This window comes from Pseudomonas sp. FSO-7 (genome assembly GCF_059579345.1).
Genome location: NZ_CM184193.1, coordinates 890,019 through 911,005 on the forward strand (window position 1 = coordinate 890,019; position 20,987 = coordinate 911,005).

The 20,987-nt window shown below is 60.8% G+C and carries 8 protein-coding genes and 1 pseudogene; 2 read left to right on the forward strand and 7 right to left on the reverse strand.

Going from position 1 to position 20,987, the window contains the following annotated elements; genetic code table 11:
- Positions 1-54: 54 nt before the first annotated feature.
- From AC515T_RS03790 to AC515T_RS03815, 6 genes and pseudogenes are all read right to left on the reverse strand, one after another.
- Positions 55-2,832 (reverse strand): RHS repeat domain-containing protein, encoded by a 2,778-nt coding sequence (locus AC515T_RS03790; protein ID WP_496531493.1) that lies wholly within the window; start codon positions 2,830-2,832, stop codon positions 55-57.
- The gene (locus AC515T_RS03795; RefSeq protein WP_496531494.1) at positions 2,829-7,316 is read right to left on the reverse strand and encodes a SpvB/TcaC N-terminal domain-containing protein; all 4,488 of its coding nucleotides are present in this window, start codon (positions 7,314-7,316) and stop codon (positions 2,829-2,831) included. The genes AC515T_RS03790 and AC515T_RS03795 overlap by 4 nt, the downstream gene beginning before the upstream one ends.
- Positions 7,313-11,848 carry a Tc toxin subunit A-related protein gene (locus AC515T_RS03800; RefSeq protein WP_496531495.1) on the reverse strand — a complete coding sequence of 1,512 codons (4,536 nt, stop codon included), beginning with the start codon at positions 11,846-11,848 and terminating at the stop codon, positions 7,313-7,315. Before AC515T_RS03800 ends, AC515T_RS03795 begins: the two co-directional genes overlap by 4 nt.
- Positions 11,849-11,882: 34 nt before the next feature.
- Positions 11,883-14,420 carry a Tc toxin subunit A gene (locus AC515T_RS03805; protein WP_496531496.1) on the reverse strand — a complete coding sequence of 846 codons (2,538 nt, stop codon included), beginning with the start codon at positions 14,418-14,420 and terminating at the stop codon, positions 11,883-11,885.
- 387 nt (positions 14,421-14,807) lie between these two features.
- Positions 14,808-15,671, reverse strand: a complete 864-nt coding sequence (locus tag AC515T_RS03810) for a methyl-accepting chemotaxis protein (RefSeq protein WP_413795590.1) — start codon at positions 15,669-15,671, stop codon at positions 14,808-14,810.
- A 42-nt stretch (positions 15,672-15,713) separates the two neighbouring features.
- Positions 15,714-16,727 (reverse strand): annotated as a pseudogene (locus AC515T_RS03815) (methyl-accepting chemotaxis protein); the annotation flags it as partial.
- Positions 16,728-16,939: 212 nt separating this feature from the next.
- Here AC515T_RS03815 and pmrG point away from each other — a divergent pair.
- Together pmrG and AC515T_RS03825 are read left to right on the forward strand one after the other, a co-directional pair.
- Positions 16,940-17,611 (forward strand): lipopolysaccharide core heptose(II)-phosphate phosphatase PmrG, encoded by a 672-nt coding sequence (gene pmrG, locus AC515T_RS03820; protein ID WP_496531497.1) that lies wholly within the window; start codon positions 16,940-16,942, stop codon positions 17,609-17,611.
- Between the two features lie 24 nt (positions 17,612-17,635).
- Positions 17,636-18,496, forward strand: coding sequence for a phosphatase PAP2 family protein (locus AC515T_RS03825; protein ID WP_496531498.1), 861 nt, complete (start codon positions 17,636-17,638; stop codon positions 18,494-18,496).
- A 97-nt stretch (positions 18,497-18,593) separates the two neighbouring features.
- On the opposite strand, the gene katG is transcribed toward AC515T_RS03825, so the two are convergent.
- The gene (gene katG, locus AC515T_RS03830; RefSeq protein WP_496531499.1) at positions 18,594-20,858 is read right to left on the reverse strand and encodes a catalase/peroxidase HPI; all 2,265 of its coding nucleotides are present in this window, start codon (positions 20,856-20,858) and stop codon (positions 18,594-18,596) included.
- Positions 20,859-20,987 lie beyond the last annotated feature (129 nt).

Sequence of the window (20,987 nt, forward strand, 5' to 3'; positions counted from 1 at the left end):
AGGCTCGCGTCAAAACGCCCAGTCAAGACGAATTGCCAGAAAGCCCGAGTCGATTTATTTCCGATACGTGGAAGTTGTACAGCCTATAGTTTCTAAGGTTGCGACCAGTCGGGATGTTGACTTCTTCGGGGATAATGCCGCTGCAGTTGAAGCAGGCGATGAAAGCTCCGGTTGGTCCACGCCGGCCAGTTTTTCAGTGAACAGATGCGTATCCGACAGCACCCTTTCAGCTTGACCTGGATAGAGCGCCACGATTGAGTTGAGTAGGCGGACTTCGCCATGAGCCCCAGGTCCTCCGGCATGCACGGGAATGATGCTGTTGGATTTCTCGATGTGCGTGGCGATGAGGTGCTGGGTGGGTTGCTGGAGTTCGTGCAGGGTCTCGACCGTCCTGCTCAGCGTCGGTTCGAGCTTCAACACATCAGGATCTATGTCGAGTCGATGGGTCTTATCGGCTTTCGTAGCGCTGTATCGTTCGGCCAGGTCGGCCAGGTATTCAGCGGTATTGCCGATCTTGTAGCTGCCGAAAGTCAGGTAGAACCTCTCGCTTTTGGCGGAGCCGTCATAATTCTTGTCCACGCCGCGGTAATTCTTCGGACCGGATTTGGGGCCAGTGAGATTGTAGTACTCGTTGAGGCCCACATCGTTGTCCCCCTTGCGATCCAGGACTACGCCATAGGAGTGAACGACCAGTCCCTTGCGTTGGGTTTTGCTGAAGTTGGGGCTGGCGCCGGGGGCGGAAGGGGCTTCTCGATGAACCCTGGCACGTCTGTTGGCCTGTTTTGTCGGTTGCTCCTGCATCATCGCCTGGGAACGGGCCTGGCCATCAGCTTTCATCCATTGGATGACATCATCTTTCCCCAATCCTTGGTGGTCGACGAACCGGAGCGGGTTATTTCCCACCATGCAATACAGGTTCAACCCATCGACTGCCCCCGCCGGGTCAGGGCTGATCCAACGCAGCAGCCATGGTGCGTAATAGCGCTGCCCGTAATAATACAAGCCGCTGGCATCACGTTCCTTGCCGGAGTAGCGAAGGGTTCTGTAGTCAGCCTCCATGGCCGAACGCGACGCCGCCCACGCGGTGGCCCCATAAGGCAGGTAGCTTTCCTGGCTGATCAGGTCGCCCTGATCGTCCAGTTCCAGTGCGCTTGAGCCCAGATGGTCGCTGAAGCTGTAGCGCAATGGATTGACCGCGATGGCGGACGGTCGGCCTTGCGTCCAGTGCAGATAACGTACGGTGCAGCGCCCCGCTTGCAGGGTGATGACTTCCAGGCGTTCGTTATCTCGCGTGCGAATTTCAAGGCCTGGCAGATAACGGACCTCCCGAGTGTGCACCCGCGTTGCGCCCTGGGTCGTCTGGAGCTTGCGCACGCGTTGGCCGTTGCTGTCGTAGCGATAGCGCTCGATGTCATCGGACGCGTTTTCACGCCGTACCAACACCACGCTGTCGAGCTGATTACGCAGGTTCCAGGTCAGCGCCTGGCCCGGGGCTAGCGCCTGCTGGTTGCCGTTGGCATCGAAGTCCAACGTTTGGTCGGGCGTCGAGTGGCCTTTGTTCCAGGCGCGCAAGCGATTGCTCACGGCGGCCACGTCCAATGTTCGGGTGTAGTGATTGCCGTCGCGACGATGACGCAGTTCGATCAGGTTGCCGCCAGCATCGTATTCGTAGTGTTCGGTGAAATTGAACAACTGGCCGGGGTCGATGGGTAGTTTGCCGAGGGCTGGAAGGTCCGGGGGGCTGGTCAATCCGGCAGCCTCGCGGCCCGTCGCGCTGATCAATTGATAAAGGCTGTCGTAGGTGAATGTGCTGGACGCTTCGACCCGTTGGTTGCTGCCGAACTGCACCGGTTGGGCCTTGTCCTCGAGGTGCGTGATGTTACCCACCGGGTCGCAGGTGTAGTGCAGATCCTGCAAGGTCTTGGCCGACCTCGATGTGCGCAGGGCGGTCAATCTACCGTTGGCCGGATCGTACACGGCGCGACTGACGACACCGTTGCCGGCCGTCTGGGACTCGATCTGGCCGGACGCGTTGTAGACGAGATCGCTCACGATGACTTTTTCGGTCGCCGTGTTTCTTATCTGCAGACCCATGGACTTGAGCTGACCCGCGACATCGAACGAGTAGCGCTGCTGGTGCTGGGCGGCATCGGTCTGCTGGATAAGCTCGGCGAGGGCGTCGTAGCGCCAGCTTGTGGTATAGCCGTCGCCCGGTTCCAGCAAGCGGTCGCGGTCTTTCTCTTGCGCTGGCCAGTCGGGTCGTTCGGTGGCGGCCAGCAGATGCCGGGTCTGGCTCAGAGGCTTGGCGCAAAGCCCATAGTCATGGATCAGCAAGGTGCCGGAGCTGTCGTCATGGCGGATCAGCGCGCCGCACCGGTTATGCACCGCGGACTCTGGCGAACTGTCGCCGTAGTGCAGGCATTCGACGCTGCGCGGCACGTCGCCCGCCCCTTGCTCATGGACAGCGGTCATGCGCAGTTGCGTGTCGTAGGTGGTCCGCCAATAGGTGCCTCGCTGATCCCAACAGTGCAATACCTGCCCGGCATCGCCAGGCAGGTACAGGCGCCATCCGGCATCGATGCTGTCGAGCAACAGCGTTTTGCCGGACAAACTGTAGACAGTCTGCAGGTTCGCCCCGCCCGTTGCCTTGGCGAACAGCCGAGGATCGCGCTGCGCCACTTGTCGTCCCGCCACATCGAAGTCTTGCTGGGCAATGCGCGCCTGGGCGGGTTCCTGGGCGTCGCGCCGGTAGTAAGCGATTTGCCGCACAGGCAGGCCACGACCGTCAACGGCGTTGATCGTGGGTGTCTTGTGATGAAGGCGTGGGTTCATGCGCCACCTCCGGCCGTGTCGGCGTGTTCGGACAGGACTTCTTGCAGCGTGTCATTTTCGTCCTCGTCCACGGTGTACCAGGGATGACGGGTGTGGCGCCGCAGGTAGGAGAGGCCGGCTTGCCTGGCCAGGCGCGTGAGGGTGGGGCGCCCGAGGGCGTCGTAGAACTGCCGGTCGCAATGGCCGAATTGCCGCAAGGACACATCGTTGATGCAGCGGTGTTGATCGGCGAAATAAGGGCGGTAGATGCGCACCGCCAAGCCCTTGCTGTTGTATTCCACCCGTTCGCTGACCCGCCAGCGCCTTGCGGCGGTCTGCTCCATGGGCGCTCCATCCGTCAGCGTCAGGTCGCCCTTGGTATCGACGACGTAAGCCAGGCCCGGTTCGACGAGTTGCTTGCTTTGCAGGGTTCGCCCGAAGCCATCGAAGCAGGTCACGGCGATGCGGATTTGTTTTCGGTCGTCATCGGGGTAGCGATCGGCGACCAGTGTGGCGATGTGCACGGGCTCACGCGGCGCGGCCTCGAGTTCGTTCTTCAGCTTGAGGTCATCGGCCGAGAGTGTCTGAAGCTCCGCTAGCCGGACTCGAGCCGACGCGCAGATATGCCCGGCGGGGAGCAGGTCGCCATTGCTCACGCAGCGCGCCAGCCAGTCGGTGTCCGCCAGGGCGGCCTTCGATACACAACGCATCCAGCTGAAGGGCGCGTAATAAAGCGCCGTGGCCGCGTCCTGCAACGCGTCCCGGCTTTGGCTGATGGCCGCTGTCGGGCTGTTGAATGCTGGCTGTTTGAACTGCGCGAGCGGTTTGAAACCCCTGCGCGTGCGCTGCTCGTCGCCATAAAAAGAGGTGGCCAAGACTTGGCCAAAAGCATCGAACAGGCCTTCCTGCACATTGCCGTTGGGGTCGGTGATGCGCCGGGGCTGGAGCGAGCGGTAATCGTAGGTCGCCTCGGTGGCACAGCCATCAGGCTGTTGGAACCGGGTGATCACACAGTGATGACGGTCGTGGCTGATCTCGATTACGCCGTGGCTTTCGCTCGGTTGTAGGGTACGGATTTTGTAGAACCCGTCCCGTGGGGCATAAGTGGCGAAGCCGCTTTTGACGGACCAGAGTCGTATGGGGCGGTTGCTCGCGGGAAGAAAATCGGCCATGCGGTGATAGTGATTGCGTTCGAGCATTTTTCCTTTGGGACGCGTTTCCTGGGGCAGCAGCCGGAAGGCCTTGAGGGCGGTTTCGTCCAGCTCGGCGGTTTCCAGATGGTCGGTCAGGGCCTGGAAGTCTGCGACGCCATCCGCCAGAGTGGCTGCGCTCGAAGCGCCTTTGTAGCGTTGCACGGTCAGGCCGGTGAGCACGCTCTGGTCCGTCCAGGTTGTTTGCTGCGCGCGTGCGCTGAGGGTTTCGAACGTTATCTCTTGGGGCGCCAGCCCGGCGGCTTCGGGAGCCTTGGGGCAGCGCAACGCCTGGGTGCGCTGGCGATAAGGCAGGCCCAATCGCCACCCTTGGGGCGCAGGCAGGTGGATGAACTCGGCCCGGGTTTCGTTCAGGTAATAAAACTGCTGAGCCGGATCATGCGCATCGCGCCACCATCGTTGTGAGTCGACGTCGCTGAACGGTGGCGTATCGTCGGCGGTTTTCCTGCGGGCGTAATGGATGTCCAGGCGGTGAACGAGGGCGCCGTAGAGGTCGTGTTGCAGGTTCAAGGTGTGCTGGCACTGCGGGTCATCGACCGTGCCTTCGTATTGATACGTGATGGCTTCCAGCGGCAGCGGTAGCATTCGGGCGTAGGACCGCTGGCTGTCGGGCGCTTGCAGCAGGCGTACGCAATAGCGGTGTTCCTGGACCGAGTACAGAGTCCGGGTTTTCCGGCGCCTGTCGACGCCGAATGTCTCGCTTCGCAGCACATGGCCGCTCAAGGCGCGGGCCATTTCAATGCGGGTGGCTGGGGTTGGCGCGGGCACAGGGGTGTCGCGCCCGGTCTCCTCTTGGTATTGGCAGAGCAGTGCCTTGCCCAGCGCCACGGCTTGCGGGTCGTCGTGGTGGTAGCCGATACGGGGCATGTCCACCGTTTGCCCGGTGTGAAACCAGGTCTTCTTCAGGCTGGGCATGGTGAAGCCTTGGAAATCGGTATCGTCGGGGGTGGTTTCATTATCGGTTTCCAGCAACAGGCCGAAGCCGCGAAACTCACGCTCGACACCGTCGTAGTAGCCTTGGCGATAGGCGAATTTGCAGGTCAATCGATTGCCGGTGATTTCATCCACCCGGGTCTGGCTCGAAACCAGATGCAGCGCCAGGGGCACATGACAGACCGGTGGTGTGCCGGCCTTGTTATGGGCGGCTTTTTCATCCAGCCATTCCTGCGCCGAGCTGCGGTAGCGGATGGTTTCGCTGGCGCCCATGTTGTTGTGGGTGCCGGTGAGCAGATACGGCTTCGCCTCGACGAAATCGTAGCGCCAGTGTTGCGGTGTGATGTGCGGCACGCTCAGGATCAGGCTGGAGCAGCCGAGCCCTTGCAGGTCGGCGATGCTCACCTGGCACAAGTTGTCGTAACGCAGCCCGGGGGGCCAGGGCAGGGCGAGCGCAGGGCGGAAACCCTGGCCGCAGCGGTTCATGAAGATCAGTGCCTGGTCGGCTTGCAGATAGATCAGGTCGACGGCGCCGGAGCCATCCAGATCCGCCAGGCGGATGCGCGAGGCATCGAAGGTTTCGTAGGCCAGCCCGGGAAAGTCCAACACGATGCCTTTGCCAAACCGCCCGTGGCCCAGGTTTGGCCAGCACCGCACTTCATTGTGACGGATGCGCACCAAGTGTTGCTGACCGCTGCCCAGCACATCGCTGAACGCCACCAGTTCGCCGGGCGCGATGCGTAATACCGCGAGGGCATCTTCATGCTCGTCGCGGGCGACTTCCAACGGGGCGGCGAAACCGTTTTCTCGCTGGTTGACGTACAGGCGAACGCTGCGCGGGCCGATCAAAATCAGATCACCGAGCCCTTCCCCCGACAGGTCGGCCAATTGCCCGTGTGGACTGAAAAACTCTGCGGGAAACGCATTGAACGTGGCGAAATCCGACCAGCTTCGATCGGCGCCAAGGGAGAAAAAACCGCTCAGCCCCGGTTGGGCCACGAGCCAGTCCAAGCGGCCGTCTCCGGTGAGGTCGCTCAATGACTGGCGCACCGGTTTGGCCAGGTCGGCAACCGGGATGGCGGGCAGTGTTCGCCACGGCGCGTAAGCCACGTCGTCGCCTTTGGCCTTGGCCCGCACGGGTTCGCGGTAATGCCAGCCCCCGTCGCTTTGATAGAGCACGCCCGGCAGGCCCTCGCCGTACAAGTCCACCAGTTGATAACGTTGACCATCGTCGAGCCCCGGCATGTCTGCAAAACGTTGCCAGGCGTGGGGCTCCAACCGAAGCTTGAATTCGCTGTAGCTGAATTCGATGGGCGGCCGGCTATCGACGGTAGCCAAGTCGCCAAAGGCTTGGTCATGGGCGGCGCTCAGTTGGTGATAACCCAGGGATGCCTGGCGATAATCGAGCAACAGGCGGCGCACCAGGAGGGGGGCTGCTCCCAGTTCCTCGGGAAAGCGGTGAAACATCAGGACCTGGCGGCACAGGCGTTCGGTGCGCAGTTCAAAACCGTAGGCGAAGCTGGAAAAACCATCGCTACGGGTGACCCACTGCTGACCTTCGTATGGCGGTTTCTGTTCGTAGGCCGTGGTCCGTTCGCCATAGTCGAAGACCAATTCGAAGTGCCATTGCACAGAGGCGAGCCGGTCTGTTTTCCATGAGTACAGGTGCGGATCGGCCTTGAAATTGCCATAGCGCACCTGGCTCAAATAGCGCTGGGCCGTTGCGTCGGTCTTGTATTGGTAGAGGATGTGTTCGCCGTAAGCGTTCAGGCTTTCCTCCAGCAGCCATTCGCCGACACGGTTCTTGTCCAGGGGATCGGCTCGGCGGGAGGTAGAGGTCTTTCCGAACAGGTGCAGGCTGCCATCGGCACCGTGCACCAGCCAGAAGCCCGGTTTGTCGTCGGGCGAGGACCAGTGTTCGAAGCGGTCGAAGCTGCTTTCGACTCGAGGAAAATACCGTGTGACGTTGTAGGTCGTTTCCAGGTCCAGATCGTTGTATTGATCGATGCGGGTTGCGGCGATGACGCCTTGCCGATCACGCTCGGGCAACCAGACCACCCCGCTGGGACCGATGATTTCGTCAGCCTCGGTATAGGCCGGCACGCCCTTGCTGGTGCGGCGCGCCACGCTGGGCAGCGACAACCCCCAACCGATGCCGAATACACCGTTGCCGAGGGAGCTGGCATAGTTCAGGGACAAGGGCGGAGCAAAGCCGCGCCCCGGTGAAATCGGCAGGGCAATTTCGTAGGACGCCGTACCGTGGGCACCGATGGCCGCCCAGCCTTTGCCGATACTTTGAATGGCGCCACCGCCCTTGGGCAATGACGGCGCGGTGACGGGCAAGAGCGGTTGCTCAGTCATTGCGCACCTCCGCCGACCCTGGCCGTATAGCTCACATGGACGATGACGTCGGTCAGTGAGTCAAGCAGGTCTTTTTGTGCTTCGGGGTTCGGGAAGGTCAGTTGCCACTTGGAAATGGCGCCGGTGTATTCGAACGGCAGGTAGCGGTCATCGTTGAAATTCAGCGTGAACAGGCCGTTGTCGTCGACGCCCGTCGACAGGGCAATCTGCTGGTTGGCGCGTCGGCTCTCCAGGGTTCTGCCACCGTCACCGGGCGAGAGAAACACCTTGCTGGCGGTCTGGGTCAGCGTGGCTCGAATGTTCTCATAAGGACCGATGAGGGCCGGCAAGGACACGCTGATGGTCTTGATTCGACGCAGGTAGTGTTGCTGATCCTTGTAGTCGTCTTCGAACAATTGCTGGGTCAGTTCGAATTCGTAGGTGCCTTTCTTCAAGTCGGCGTGGATGTGCGGCCACTCTTTGTTGATGCTGGTCGGGGTTTGGCGCTTGAGCTCACGCAGCGACACCGTTTTGCGTATCTCCAGCTCCCGCTCGTGGCGCCGCAGGTATTCGGCGTGCATCTTCAACAGGTTCATCTTCAGCAGCTCGCCGGCGCCCAGCCCACGATAGGTCGCATGCCAGGCGCCGGGTTGGATGAAGCGCGTGTCGAAGTTGGCGACTTCATACTGCCAACAGGCTTCGGCCGCCAGGCACAGCGCCAGTGTGGCGTCGTAGGCCTGGCGATAGAGCGCGGCAAATTGGCTGTTCAGCCATTGGTACAGCTGTGCCTTGGTGAAGCGCTTGCTGAGAAAGTCGTAGTTGGCCTTGGCCTGGCTCAGGGTGGATTCGGCCAGGCGCAGTTGCAGGCGAGTGGCGGTTTCCTGTTCGGTGAATTGCGCCAGTTGTGCGTCGATCTGGGCCAGTTCGAGTTGTGCCTGATCCCATGCGTGATGCCATTCGTCCCGGCGGCGATCGAATGCGGCTTGACGGTCGAGTTGGGCCGCTACCGTGCGGCTTATGATCGCGGCGCTATGGGCGGCCGCAGAGGCTGCGAGCGCCGGCCCCTCCCAACGGCTGCCGCCTATGCAGAACCCCGCAACGTTCGGAGCCATCATCAGCCCCGCTGCCGCGACTTGGAAGGCCATTGCACCGGCCTCCGCGGTGCCGCTGGCCACGTATAAATAACTGACCTCTGTTTCGGCATGACTAAGATCATCGTCCAGCAGTTTTTTGTAATGGGTGATGCGGTTTTGAACAGTGGCCTGGCTGGCCAGCAGCGCCTGGCGGTTCTGACGGTCGATGTTCAAGGCCTGACGTTGCAGATCCAGCGCGATTTTCGCCAGGTCCCAGGCGTGCTGTTGTTGCAGCTCCTGCAACTGCGCCTGTTCCTTGCGCTCGATCAGCGACAGCAACGTGGTACCGAACTGGATGATGCTTTCGACGGCGTTCTGAGCCTGGCTGTGCATGACGGTGAAGCGATAGTGGGGGATTTGAACCGCCGACAAGTGGGCCGTGGCGCCGGTCGGGGTGTTCGGGGCACTGGCGCTGGTCAAGGCGCGAGGGTCCAGCGGAGCGGCGAAGACAGGCAAATGCAGCGGCTTGCCGGCGATATCGAGGTTATGCCGCAGGTTGTACAGGCGACTTTCGGCGACGTCCCAGCACTTGAGCAATTGCGGATTGAACGGCACGCGCAGATACGGGTTATCGATTGCCGTAAGGGCCGCTTGCGAACGGCCTTCCTGCGCCAGCGACGGCGAGCTGACGGTGGGCAGGGGCAGCCGGTTTTCAAAGCGGCGCAGGTCGTCATTGTTGGTGGTGCTCAAGCCATGAAGGCTGACGGCCTTCCAGTGATCGGCCGGTTGAACGACCGGGCGTGGCCCTAGCAAGTCCAGGGTCCGGACGTACCAAAGCTTGGCTTCGCTGAGGCTGTCGGGCGTCAACGTGCGGTACGCGGCGTCGCCTCGGTTGGTCAGGATGTCGAGGTTCAGGAAGTACAGCGCCTTGCGAAAGTGCACGGGATGACTGCGGGCAATCTGATGGGGATCATGGGGCGCCTGGTGGGAGTACGAAGGCGTATCACCGTCGAGCAAAGGGACGCTTCGCCAGCATTCGGACTTCTTTCGGCCCGGGTCGAAAACATAGCGCAGCCAGTGTTCTGCTTCCTCGTAGCGCTGCTCGGCGTTCAAGCGATGGGCGACCAGCCAGGGCACGTAGAGAAACAGTTCGGTGAAGTAACGGCCATAGGGGCCATGAAAGTCCATCCGGTTGCTTGGATCACCGGGCAGGGCAGGTTCCGGCAGGTGTTGAGTGGTCCAGTCAAATAATTCATCCAGGCTGTTTTCGGTGCGCCGGATCAGTTCGGCGGCGAATACGGTGTTCAGCCTGATGGGGTGGCGTTCTTGGCTTTTGCCGTCGCTGTGCTTGATGGTGGAATGGGCGAAGTCGATGAATTGGGTCGTGCCCAGGTTGGGGGTCGGTGCGGCGGTGATCTTCGGTGGTTGGAGGACGGTAGGTGCCAGGCTCAGTTTGATCGCTTTGAGCGCGAAGGAAATTGTTTGATACGGTCTGTCAGGGTTGACCAGCGCGACGCCATACAACAAAGCCTCGCCGTCCTCATTGTCTTCAACCCGCAAGAGGTACTCATAGCGACTGGGCAACTGTTTTACCAAGGAAGACTCGGCTACAGCCTCCAGTTTGTCATAGGTTAACGAGTTGTCTTCTATTCCGGCGGGTTGGCGAAAAATTACATATTTTCGATAGAGCAATACTTCTTTGTAGAAAAAGGCAGTCCGGGACTCGCTGCGTTGGAAAGGGTTCTGAAACGTCAAAGTAACCTTTCCACGGGAGGTGCTGGAGTTGCGCTCATGGTAGGTGTTGATCAAGTGGCGTACTGCCGCTACTGAGATCAGTTTTCCAGCCAGACTTGCCGTGGCTGAAGTCGTGAAGCCAGGTGAATCCTGACTGTCCCGGATCACGTTGTTCAGGTTATCGATGGAGTACTGGAAAACCAGACCGGCGGGATCTGCGACATCCAGATAGAAAATTTCGGACTCGTCGCGCAGTTTTAGATAGGAAGAGGAGGGCAGGTTTTCGTCGAGCGGTGGCAGAACCAGCTTAAGTCGACCTGAAAACGAGATGCGAATTTCACTCACCGCAGAGGGGAGAAACGTATCGTCGGCATGAACGACTAGCGTGTGTGGCGAGTCGATGGGTTTGAGAACAGTCCCAGCCAGATGATCATCGAAATTCGACAGTGTATTGATGATCTTTTTGGGGCGTGGAATTGGAGAACCCTCAATTTCCTGGAACGCCAATCTGCTTTGAAAACGCTGGGTGTAAGGTTCGATGAGCGTCGTATCAAGGAGGGTGTGTTCCAGTTCTTTTGGTTTTTCGTCTTCCGCCTGTTTGATCGTCGTTGAACGGTCAGGCTCATGGGAAAGATTTTTGTCGACGTAGGTTGTTCTAATAAAACTGAAGGCGCTGGCCGGCGCGGACGCCGAGCCGGCTCTGGGCTTTTGTGCACATAAGGCCAGGTACAGTGAGTCTTGCGAGCCCTTGCGGTGCTGCATCGCAACGGTACCTATCAATGGCCTGATCGCCTCCAGGCTCTGGCTGGCAAGCGTTTTGTCCTCGCAATACCCTTGCAGGCCCACTCGTGGCGTACTCCACATGCCATCCTGTTTTTTGAAGCAATAGCTCAGGCGCAGTAGCGGATGATTCACACGGGGTGCCATGGCGTCGGCCTTCGAAGGCGCGCTGGAGGCCGACTGATCCTGATGGATGCATTCTGCCCAGACAACGAACAGGCGATTGTTGAACCAGGCGGGACGAATCGAGTGTTCGACCGCACTTTCGGGAATCGGCACATCGGCTTTTTCCCAGTCCGACCAGGCGTATGGATCCGGCTGATCCTGCTTGGAGGGAGGCGGTAAGGTACTGTCCAGCGGACGTTGCGCCATGTTCAGCGAGCGCCAGAAGTAAGTGTTTTCGGTGCGGGATTTAGCGATGAGGTAGTAGGTGCTGTTGGCAAAGTCCTCGCCATCGATATAACCGTTGAGAATCGTCAGGTTGGCCACTTCTTCGAATCGGGCCAGGTAGGCCAGGACCGCCGATTGCACCGCGTCGGGTTGAATCCGGTTCTGGTTGAGGGTGTTTTCCAGTTGCTGGAAGTTATCGCTGCTGTTGGCCCTCAGCACCGGGTCCAGGTAAGTCGCGGGGAAATAGAGCAGCTTTTGGTGGGCGGCCCAGGTGGGGTACTGATGCATTTCGTTGCGCCACGTCTGCCGGTGTTCGGCGGTGAAATCCTCCGGGTCGTAGCCGGGCTCCAGGTTCATCAGGATACGGTTGATGTATTGCTGCAGACTGGCAATCGCACAGGCGACCGGTGTGGTGGGCACATCCTGGCTGACCAGCACATCGAGCAGCCAGTACTCATAGAGGTCATGGGCGTTCTTGAGGGGCGTGGCATTGGCGGGGGCGACGTCGTTCAAGTAGAGCGCCAACAGTGCGTCGCGCAGGCGTTCATCGAGCTGCTTTTTTATGGCCTCGGTCATGTATTCAATCCTTGAGTTTGAAGTGGGGCAGCCGTCAATGGCTGGCGGCGATCAGCGCTTCACCGACTATTTTCCAAGCCGATGCAGGGCTGGCGGTTTCCAGTTTGATCGCCTTGATCAGCAGGTTTGCCGACAGTCCCGTTTGCTGGCAGCACGCCTGACAGCGCATGATCCAATCCACTGCTTCCATTGAGTCTGCGCGTCTTGTGTCCAGTGACGCCGTCAGGGAACTCACCTCTTCGACGCTCCAATTCAACAGCTTGGCCAGCAGGCCATTGGCTGCTTTTTCCGACTGTTCCTGGTTGGCCACTTGCAGGTAATGCAACAGGTTGTCTTCCGACTGGGCCTGATGGCGGGCGCAATGACTGAAGCATTCGAGCAGATACAGTGTGTGGGGCGCCAGGGTTGCGGATAGGCGCGGGGCCAGCCATGTCGGGTTGTCCATCAGGACCTTCAGCGTGCCGCTGCTCAGGTGCAAGCGCTGGCAAGCCTCGGCCGTGCGCAGTACCGTCGCCAGCAACGGGGGCATTGCACCCGGGGCGTGCTGGATGGCCGTGACGATCGCCCTTGCGTCGGTACCGGCCATTTGTAATACGCCAGGGACGTATTCGGCTGGCAGGTCCGCCATGTCATGCAGCAGGAGTTCCACCTGATGCTGATGATCTTGAGAGGCGTTGGTGTCTGCCTGGAATTTCGCCAAGCGTTTTTCCAGGTTTTGATTCAGCGGCCAGTCATTGCTGCTGACGTTGAACAGGCGGCACCATTGCAACACGTTCCGATTGCTTTGCCTGAGCCAGTCAACGGCCCAATCCATGGCCATCAGGACATCAAGAATGTCCGACTCTGTGGAGTCGACGGTCTTCAGCTCCCCTTTCACCAATGCCTTGCAGAAATCCTCCCCGCCGAGCAATCGGGCCAACTCGGTGCATTCAAGAGGGGAGAGCCCGAACATCCGGGCGATACGGGCCTGGCGATACAGGGCCGAAACGGTGGGCAAATCATATTCCTGTGATGAGTATCGACTGGCCTGTTCCACCAGCAGCAACAGCGAATCTGGCGCAACGGGAAGGCCAAGACCGGCACTGAGGTAACTGAAGGTCTGCTCGTCCCTGGCGGTCAGGCTCCGCTTGGGGGCGTCCCACACAGGGCTTTTGAGCAGTTGGGTGCGATTGAACACCTGATCGAACAGCGACACCCGATCTGCGCAAGCGTGGGTGGGCATGTCGTGCAGGAACGCAGCGAATTCTTCAGCGGCGATGCCATGGCGCCGGTTCAGGTACCGATAGACGCCCAGCGTGCGCAAGGTGTTGGCGCTAAGCGTTTCGACCCTTTCCGAGCGTTGGGCATTGAAGATCAACGTGTCCAGTTCGGCAACGGGAATACCGGTCCAGCGATGCAGGCGGATCATGCGTTGCAAACGGTCGAAACGTTCAGGAGAGTTGTTGGTGAAGACCCTCTGCTGCGCTTGGGTCTCGATCGCCAGGGCAGGGATAGCCCTGCCGCCATTGATGTAGCTGGCGCCGTAATGTGTCCGGGTGGAAAGGGGGCTGTTGATTGACGTTCGCGGCCTGCATTTGCCTTGCGCCAGTAGCTCCTCCACCTGTTCCGTCGTGAGCCCGGTGCGCTCCTTGAAGAACTCAAGCTCATCCAAGCGTAGGAGGTTCTCAGTGCCGTAGTTTGTTTTCAGTGTGCTGAGGTTGGCCTGCGAGGCGGTCGGTGCGATGAGCAGCGCCTGTTGCGCGGGGCTCAACCCGGACAGCAGTTTTTGCGCTTCTGCAGGATTGACGACTACTCCCCCGTAAAGATCCCGGTCCTTTGAAAACGGCAGGTTCAGGCTAACCCGATAATTCAGTTCGCCCAGCGTCGGCTTGCCCGTGCCCAGCCCGAGGACACATTGGTGATGGTGCAGGTCGTAGGGCAGCGAGAAAGGGTAGTGTGCGCTGGCGAGTATCTGGTGAACGCTCCTGTTATCGCCGGTTTCGGCCAGGTGCGACTCGATATTATTGCGCAGGGTGTCGTTGATGATGTCGAGCATCGGACGGGACACGAAGGCACTCTGTCGATCGAGCATCAGTGTCTTGAGGTCCGGGCGCCGTTGCGCCAAGGTGATTCTGCCGGCGTGGGATGACCGGTTTTCCAGCTCCCCGGCAAACAGATACAACGCTCGCAGATACGCCACGGGCGAGTCGATTGCCGCGATATCACCCTCGTTGCAGAACTGGTCCCAATTCTCTTCGAACAGCGCCTGATAGCCGGTGGGCTCTGGCATTGGGTCTATCGCCAGGCTGCGCTTGCTACGTGGCTCGTTGGCGCCGGACGATACTCGATGCTCCTGATACAGGCGGCTGATCTGCCGGGCATGGCTCGTGGCATTGTCGTAGACCTGTTCACCGTCCGCGTCGCTATGCCTGGCGAGTGCCTGGGTGAACTGCGCCTTGCTCATGCGTGCGATGTCGAATAGCGACGTCACGTCCATCTGTTGCAGGGCGGTTTTCAGATCGGCTTTTGTGGCGTCCTTACCGTCTGAGGAGCCAACGAGCCTGTGCAACAGCGAGTCGTTGCTTACGTCCATGTGTTGCCATCTCCTGTGCGAACGGAATGTGCTTGTTCAAGCGCAAACCGTACAGGAGCGGGCAAAGAAAGGCGGTAGGACAGGGGAAGGGGGATTTGTACGAAAGAGCGATTCGTGGGCGGTGCTGATGCAAATCCTGTGGGAGCGGGCTTGCTCGCGAAGGCGTCGGATCAGCCAGCATTGAAGTTGACTGACCCACCGCCTTCGCGAGCAAGCCCGCTCCCACAGTGGTTTGTGCCTGGCGCGGAGTTGCAGGACACAGCAGACCCAGGGTGGGAGCGAGCTTGCTCGCGATAGCGGTGGGTCTGCTGGCATCGATATTGGATGTGCCGCCGCCTTCGCGAGCAAGCTCGCTCCCACTGTGGGTCATGCAAATCGGGTGGGGTGTTAGACGCGGAAGTGGCTGACCATCATCTGCAACTGATTCCCCAGCCGCGCCAGTTCGACGCTGGAGGCGGCGGTTTCTTCGCTGGCGGCGGCGGTCTGTTCGGACACGTCGCGCACGTTGATGATGCTGCGGCTGATCTCCTCGGCCACGGCGCTTTGCTGCTCGGCGGCGGCCGCGATCTGCTGGTTCATCGACTGGATGTTCGACACCGTGCGGGTGATGTTTTCCAGTGACGCGCCGGCCTTGCGGGTCAGGGCCACGCTGCTGTCGGTGAGGCTGCGGCTGTTGTTCATCACGGCGGCCACTTGCTGGGTACCGTTTTGCAGGCCGGCCACCAGGCCTTCGATTTCCTCGGTGGATTTCTGCGTGCGCTGGGCCAGGCCACGGACTTCGTCGGCCACCACGGCGAAACCACGCCCGGCTTCACCGGCCCGTGCCGCTTCGATCGCGGCGTTGAGCGCCAGCAGGTTGGTCTGTTCGGCCACGGCCTTGATCACGTCCATCACGCTGCCGATCTTGTCGCTTTCCTGTTGCAGCACGGTCATGGCGTCGGTGGAGCGCACCACTTCACTGGCCAGGCGTTCGATCTGGGCGATGGCTTCGCTGACCACCTTGTCGCCGGCACGGGCTTCGCCGTCGGCGGCGGCCGCGGCCTGGGAGGCTTCTTCGGCGTTGCGCGCGACCTCCTGAACGGTGGCGGTCATCTCGTGCATGGCGGTCGCGACCTGATCGGTCTCGACTTTCTGGCTGTTGACCCCGGCGCTGGTTTGCTCGGTCACGGCGGACAGTTCTTCGGCGGCGCTGGCGATCTGAGTCACGCCATCGCGGATGCCGCTGATCAGGTCACGCAGGGTCACGCCCATGCGGGCGATGCCTTGTTGCAGCACGCCCAGTTCGTCACGGCGGGTGACGATGACGTTCTGCGACAGGTCGCCACCGGCAATGCGTTCGACCACGGCCAGGGTTTCGCGTAGCGGGCCGGTGATCTGGCGAGTGATGATCACGGCCGCGATGACGCCGACCAGCAGAGCCAACAGGGTGCTGACCAGTTGCAGGGTGCGTGCCTGGGCGCTTTCAGCGTCGCGGCGGTCGAGTTGGATCTGGTACAGCTGTTCGCTCAAGGCCACGATGGTTGCGCCCTGGTCGGTCATTTCCTTGCGGGCCTGGACCACATCGGCGGTGGCCACTTTGAAGGCCTGCACGGCGCTGCGGTATTGGGCCAGGGCATTTTCCAGCTGGCGCAGTTCATCCTGGCGGGTGCTGGAGAAATGTTCATTCAGCGGTTTGAGCGCAGCGATGGCGGCGTCCAGTTGGTCGATGGCCTTGCGCTCGGTGTCGGCGTTGCTGTTGGCGGTGTAGCCGCGCACTTCATAGCGGGCCAGCATGAAGGCCTGCTTGGCCTGGGTGATGACCTGGAACTGGGCGAAACGCTCATCGCTGAGGGCCATTTGCCGCACATCGGCGTCGAGAGCCTCGATCAGTTTGTAGGCGATCTCGGCGTTCGTGCCCATGACATCGCGGGCGCTGTTGCCCGTGCGGTAGGCGCTGCGCATTTTGTTCAGGGACACCTGATAGGCACTGATGACCGCGCTCTGCTCCTTGAGCAGCTTGACGTTTGCCGGGCTCTTGAAACTGCTGAGCAGAGCGTTCTGTTGCGCCACGAAACCATCGAGGGTGGTCTGCACATTTTGTGCGACGGTCTCGTCACCGTTGGCCAGCATGTATTGCAAGCGCGTGACGCGCAGTTTGGTCAGGCTGGCGTTGAGCTGGGTGATATCACTCATCCAGTTGCTGCGGTCGATCAGTCCACCCAGGCTGGTCCAGCTGGTCAGGGCCAGCAGGCAGGTCAGGACCAGCACCAGGCCGAAGCCCAGGCCCAATTTCATGTTGACGCTAATGTTGCCAAACCAGCTATTCATCAAATTCCTCCAGGAACGTTGTGCTGCTTGATCATCGATTGGCTGGAAGATTGTTGTTGTTAAGAGCCAGCAAGAGCATGTAACAGGGGGGTATCGGCGGTGGGCCCTGGATCTGAAGCTTTTTTTCACATCGGTTTCACTGCCTGCCTACGTCAGCCTCTCTACTGTCGCGCCATCGAATGACTGGGTGGATGCCGTCGGGGCGGCTTGATGTGGAACTGAGACTGAGCTTTTTCGGCCTGACGCGTTCGATCGATACGCGCCGGTTTGCCCGTTACCAAAACACCCTGGTCGTGCTGGCTTCGGCGCTGCTGGTGATCCCGTTGACCTTCTGGCTACTCAGCCCGGCGGCGGTGCCGGACCTGGCCCATGGCAACATCGCCGGCGCCCGTGCCTTGGCCGCTGGCTGGGCCAAGGGCGAGATGATCGTGCTGGTGCGCCATGTGGAGCGCTGCGATCACTCCAAGGCCGCGTGCCTGAATGATCGCGAAGGCATCACCGACCGCGCCCGTGCCGTTGCGGTGGGTGTCGGTGCCCGGTTCGAGCGACTGGGCCTCGATAACGCCGACATCTATAACAGTCCGTTGGTCCGTACCGCCCAGACGGCGGGCTACATGTTCAACAAGGTAAGCGTTGGTAACGACTGGCTGATGAACTGCCGGCACGATCTTCTGCGCAATGCCCTGGCCCATAAGGTAGCCGGGCGCAACCTGATTCTGGTCACCCACAGCGAATGCATGCAGGCGATGGAAACCGCGCTCCAGCGGCCAACGTCGACGTTTGGCTATGGTGCTTCGCTGTTCCTCTCCACCGCCCAGCCACAAGCGCCCCAGTTGCTCGGTTTTATCGAAGCGTCTGACTGGCGCTCGGTGACGCTTCAGTAATTTTTCCCACGATTAGGACCGCCCATGCTGACGTCTGCTCGCGCCCGTTTCTACGGGCTCAATCTCGGAATTCCCCTGGTTTGCGCCGCAGTGGTGTTCCTGCTGTTCGACATGACCCGCATCGACATCGCCATCAGCGATTTCTTCTACGACCCGTTACACCAAGTCTTTCCGTTGGAGCACGTTCGGCTGTTCGAGCAAATCACCCACAAGTGGGCGAGGATCATCCCGAACTGGACCGGCGAGGCGGCCATTATCGGGGCGCTGTTGTCGTTTTTCTGGCCGATCTTCAAACCGGAAAAACGCCCTGGACTGCTTCGCCTGCTGGATAAAGCCCGACTGAGCAAGCCATTACGCTTTGCCCACAAACACCGTCGTGATTTCCTCTACGTGGTCTTCGCCTTTTCTCTTAGCACCGGGGTGATTCATTACCTCAAGGGCCACACCAGCGTGTACTGCCCGGTGGAAACCACCCAGTACGCCGGCAAGATCGAGCACAAGGAATGGTTCCAGAATTTCGACCTGCTGAAGGTCGCCGGTGACGGTCGTTGCTGGCCCGGCGGGCATGCTTCCGGCGGCTTCACGATGCTGGCGCTGTATTTCGTTGCCCGCCGCTACCGTTGGCGTCATTCGAAAGCCTTGATGTATGGGGCGCTGGCCTTGGGGGTTGTCTACGGCACAACGCGGGTCCTGCAGGGCTGGCACTACATGTCTCATACCTTTTGGGCGGGGATTTTCGTCTGGTTGAGCTGTTGGTTGATGGCGTTGCTGTTTTATGGGCGAGCGGCTTTGGAGCAACCTGTGTTGGGCAACGCACTTCGTCAGCCTGAACGCCAGGCAAAAAAAAGCCCGCTGGGAGCGCGGGCTAAAACCTTAGTTTCTTGAATGAGCGAGGCGACTTTACCCAATCACGCGCCGGTGTGGGGTGAAGAAAAGTTCATGAGGCCGCGTCCTTGCACGACCTCATGCACTTGGACTCTTCTCACCGCAGATCGAACCGATCCAGGTTCATCACCTTGACCCACGCCGCGATGAAGTCCTTGACGAACTGCTCCTGCGCATCCGGGCTGGCATAGACTTCGGCCAGGGCCCGCAGTTGGGCGTTGGAGCCGAAGACCAGGTCAACGCGAGTGCCGGTCCATTTGACCTGGCCGGTCTTGCGGTCGCGGGCTTCGAAGGTTTCCTGGGTGTCGGAAAGCGGTTTCCATTCCACGCCCATGTCGAGCAGGTTGACGAAAAAGTCGTTGCTCAATGTCCCTGGCCGTTGGGTAAAGACACCGTGCGCGGTGTGGCCGACGTTGATGTCCAGTACCCGCAGACCGCCGAGCAGTACCGTCATTTGCGGGGCGCTGAGGGTCAGCAGTTGGGCCTTGTCGATCAGCAGCGCCTCGGCGGACACGCGGTACCGGCCCTTGAGGTAGTTGCGAAAGCCATCGGCGATGGGCTCGAGAAAACCGAACGACTCGACGTCCGTCTGCTCTTGGCTCGCGTCCATGCGTCCGGGTGTGAACGGTACCGTCACGCTGAGCCCGGCGTTTTTTGCGGCCTGTTCAATACCGGCGCTGCCGGCCAGCACGATCAGGTCCGCCAGGGAGATTGTCTTGCCGTCGGCTTGGGCGGCGTTGAACTCGTTCCGCACCTTGTCGAGGGTCGCCAGCACCTGGGCCAGTTGCTCGGGCTGGTTGGCCGGCCAATCCTTCTGCGGGGCCAGGCGCAGGCGGCCACCGTTGGCACCGCCACGTTTGTCGGAGCCTCGGAAGGTGGATGCCGCGGCCCACGCCGTGGACACAAGCTGTGAAACCGATAGGCCCGAGGCCAGCAGTTTGCCTTTGAGGGCGGCGATGTCGCTGTCGTTGACCAGCGGATGGTCGACCGCCGGGATAGGGTCTTGCCACAGCAGTTCTTCGTTGGGCAACTCCGGGCCGAGGTAGCGTGAGAGCGGGCCCATGTCGCGGTGGATCAGCTTGAACCAGGCGCGGGCAAAGGCGTCGGATAACTGCTCCGGGTTTTCCAGGAAACGCCGGGAGATTTTTTCGTAGATCGGGTCGAAGCGCAGCGCCAGGTCGGTGGTCAGCATCGTTGGGTTGCGCCGTTTGGCCGGGTCATGGGCATCGGGGATGATGCCCGCGCCTGCGCCGTTTTTTGGCGTCCATTGATGCGCGCCGGCCGGGCTCTTGGTCAGTTCCCATTCGAAGCCGAACAGGTTCTCCAGATAGTTGTTGCTCCAGCGGGTGGGCGTGGTGGTCCAGGTGACTTCCAGGCCACTGGTGATGGTGTCGGGCCCCTTGCCGGTGCCGAAGGTGCTCTTCCAGCCCAGGCCTTGCAGCTCCAGGCCAGCGGCCTCGGGCTCGGCACCGACATTGTCCGCAGGCCCGGCGCCGTGGGTCTTGCCGAAGGCGTGGCCGCCAGCGATCAATGCCACGGTTTCTTCGTCGTTCATCGCCATGCGGCCGAAGGTCTCGCGGATGTCCAGCCCAGCGGCGACCGGGTCCGGCTGGCCCTCGGGGCCTTCCGGGTTGACATAGATCAGCCCCATCTGCACGGCGGCCAGCGGATTCTCCAGGTTGCGTCCCTCGTCAGTGCGGCTTTCTTCGTTGCCAGGTTCGGCCACCAATTGGCCTTCGCCGGGCTCCTGCATGGCGGCTTTGTCGGGCTTGCCGTAGCGAACATCGCCCCCCAGCCATTTGTTTTCAGAGCCCCAGTAGACGTCTTCATCCGGCTCCCAGACATCGGCGCGACCACCGGAAAAGCCGAAGGTCTTGAAGCCCATGGACTCCAGGGCGACGTTGCCGGTGAGGACGATCAGGTCGGCCCAGGAGATGTTGCGACCATACTTTTGCTTGATCGGCCACAGCAGCCGACGCGCCTTGTCGAGGCTGACGTTGTCGGGCCAGCTGTTGAGCGGTGCAAACCGCTGCTGGCCGGAGCCCGCTCCCCCGCGCCCGTCACCGGTGCGGTAGGTGCCTGCACTGTGCCAGGCCATGCGGACAAACAGCGGCCCATAGTGGCCGAAGTCCGCCGGCCACCAGTCTTGCGAGTCGGTCATCAGTGCATTCAGGTCTTGCTTCAAGGCCTGGAAGTCCAGGCGCTTGAACGCTTGCGCATAGTTGAAATCCTCGCCCATGGGGTCGGACAGCGAGGAGTGCTGGTGCAGGATCTTCAGATTCAGTTGGTTCGGCCACCAGTCGCGGTTTGTCGTGCCACCGCCAGCGGCGTGATTGAACGGGCATTTCGATTCGTTTGCCATGAGAAGCTACCTTCGGTCGTATTCATCCAGCTATCCAGCCCGGCCGGGCTTCGAATAGCGACAGGCGAAATAAATGACACAGGGCGCAGGGCTCACAGTTCGCTCAACTGATTGTGTATGGCCACACGG

Bases quoted from the DNA above. Each gene is read 5' to 3' on its own strand.
- AC515T_RS03810 (WP_413795590.1), bottom strand. From the start codon at position 15,671: ATGGGCGTGACCCTGCGTGACCTGATCAGCGGCATCCGCGATGGCGTG.
- katG (WP_496531499.1), bottom strand. From the start codon at position 20,858: ATGGCAAACGAATCGAAATGCCCGTTCAATCACGCCGCTGGCGGTGGC.
- AC515T_RS03795 (WP_496531494.1), bottom strand. From the start codon at position 7,316: ATGACTGAGCAACCGCTCTTGCCCGTCACCGCGCCGTCATTGCCCAAG.
- AC515T_RS03800 (WP_496531495.1), bottom strand. From the start codon at position 11,848: ATGACCGAGGCCATAAAAAAGCAGCTCGATGAACGCCTGCGCGACGCA.
- AC515T_RS03825 (WP_496531498.1), top strand. From the start codon at position 17,636: ATGCTGACGTCTGCTCGCGCCCGTTTCTACGGGCTCAATCTCGGAATT.
- AC515T_RS03790 (WP_496531493.1), bottom strand. From the start codon at position 2,832: ATGAACCCACGCCTTCATCACAAGACACCCACGATCAACGCCGTTGAC.
- AC515T_RS03805 (WP_496531496.1), bottom strand. From the start codon at position 14,420: ATGGACGTAAGCAACGACTCGCTGTTGCACAGGCTCGTTGGCTCCTCA.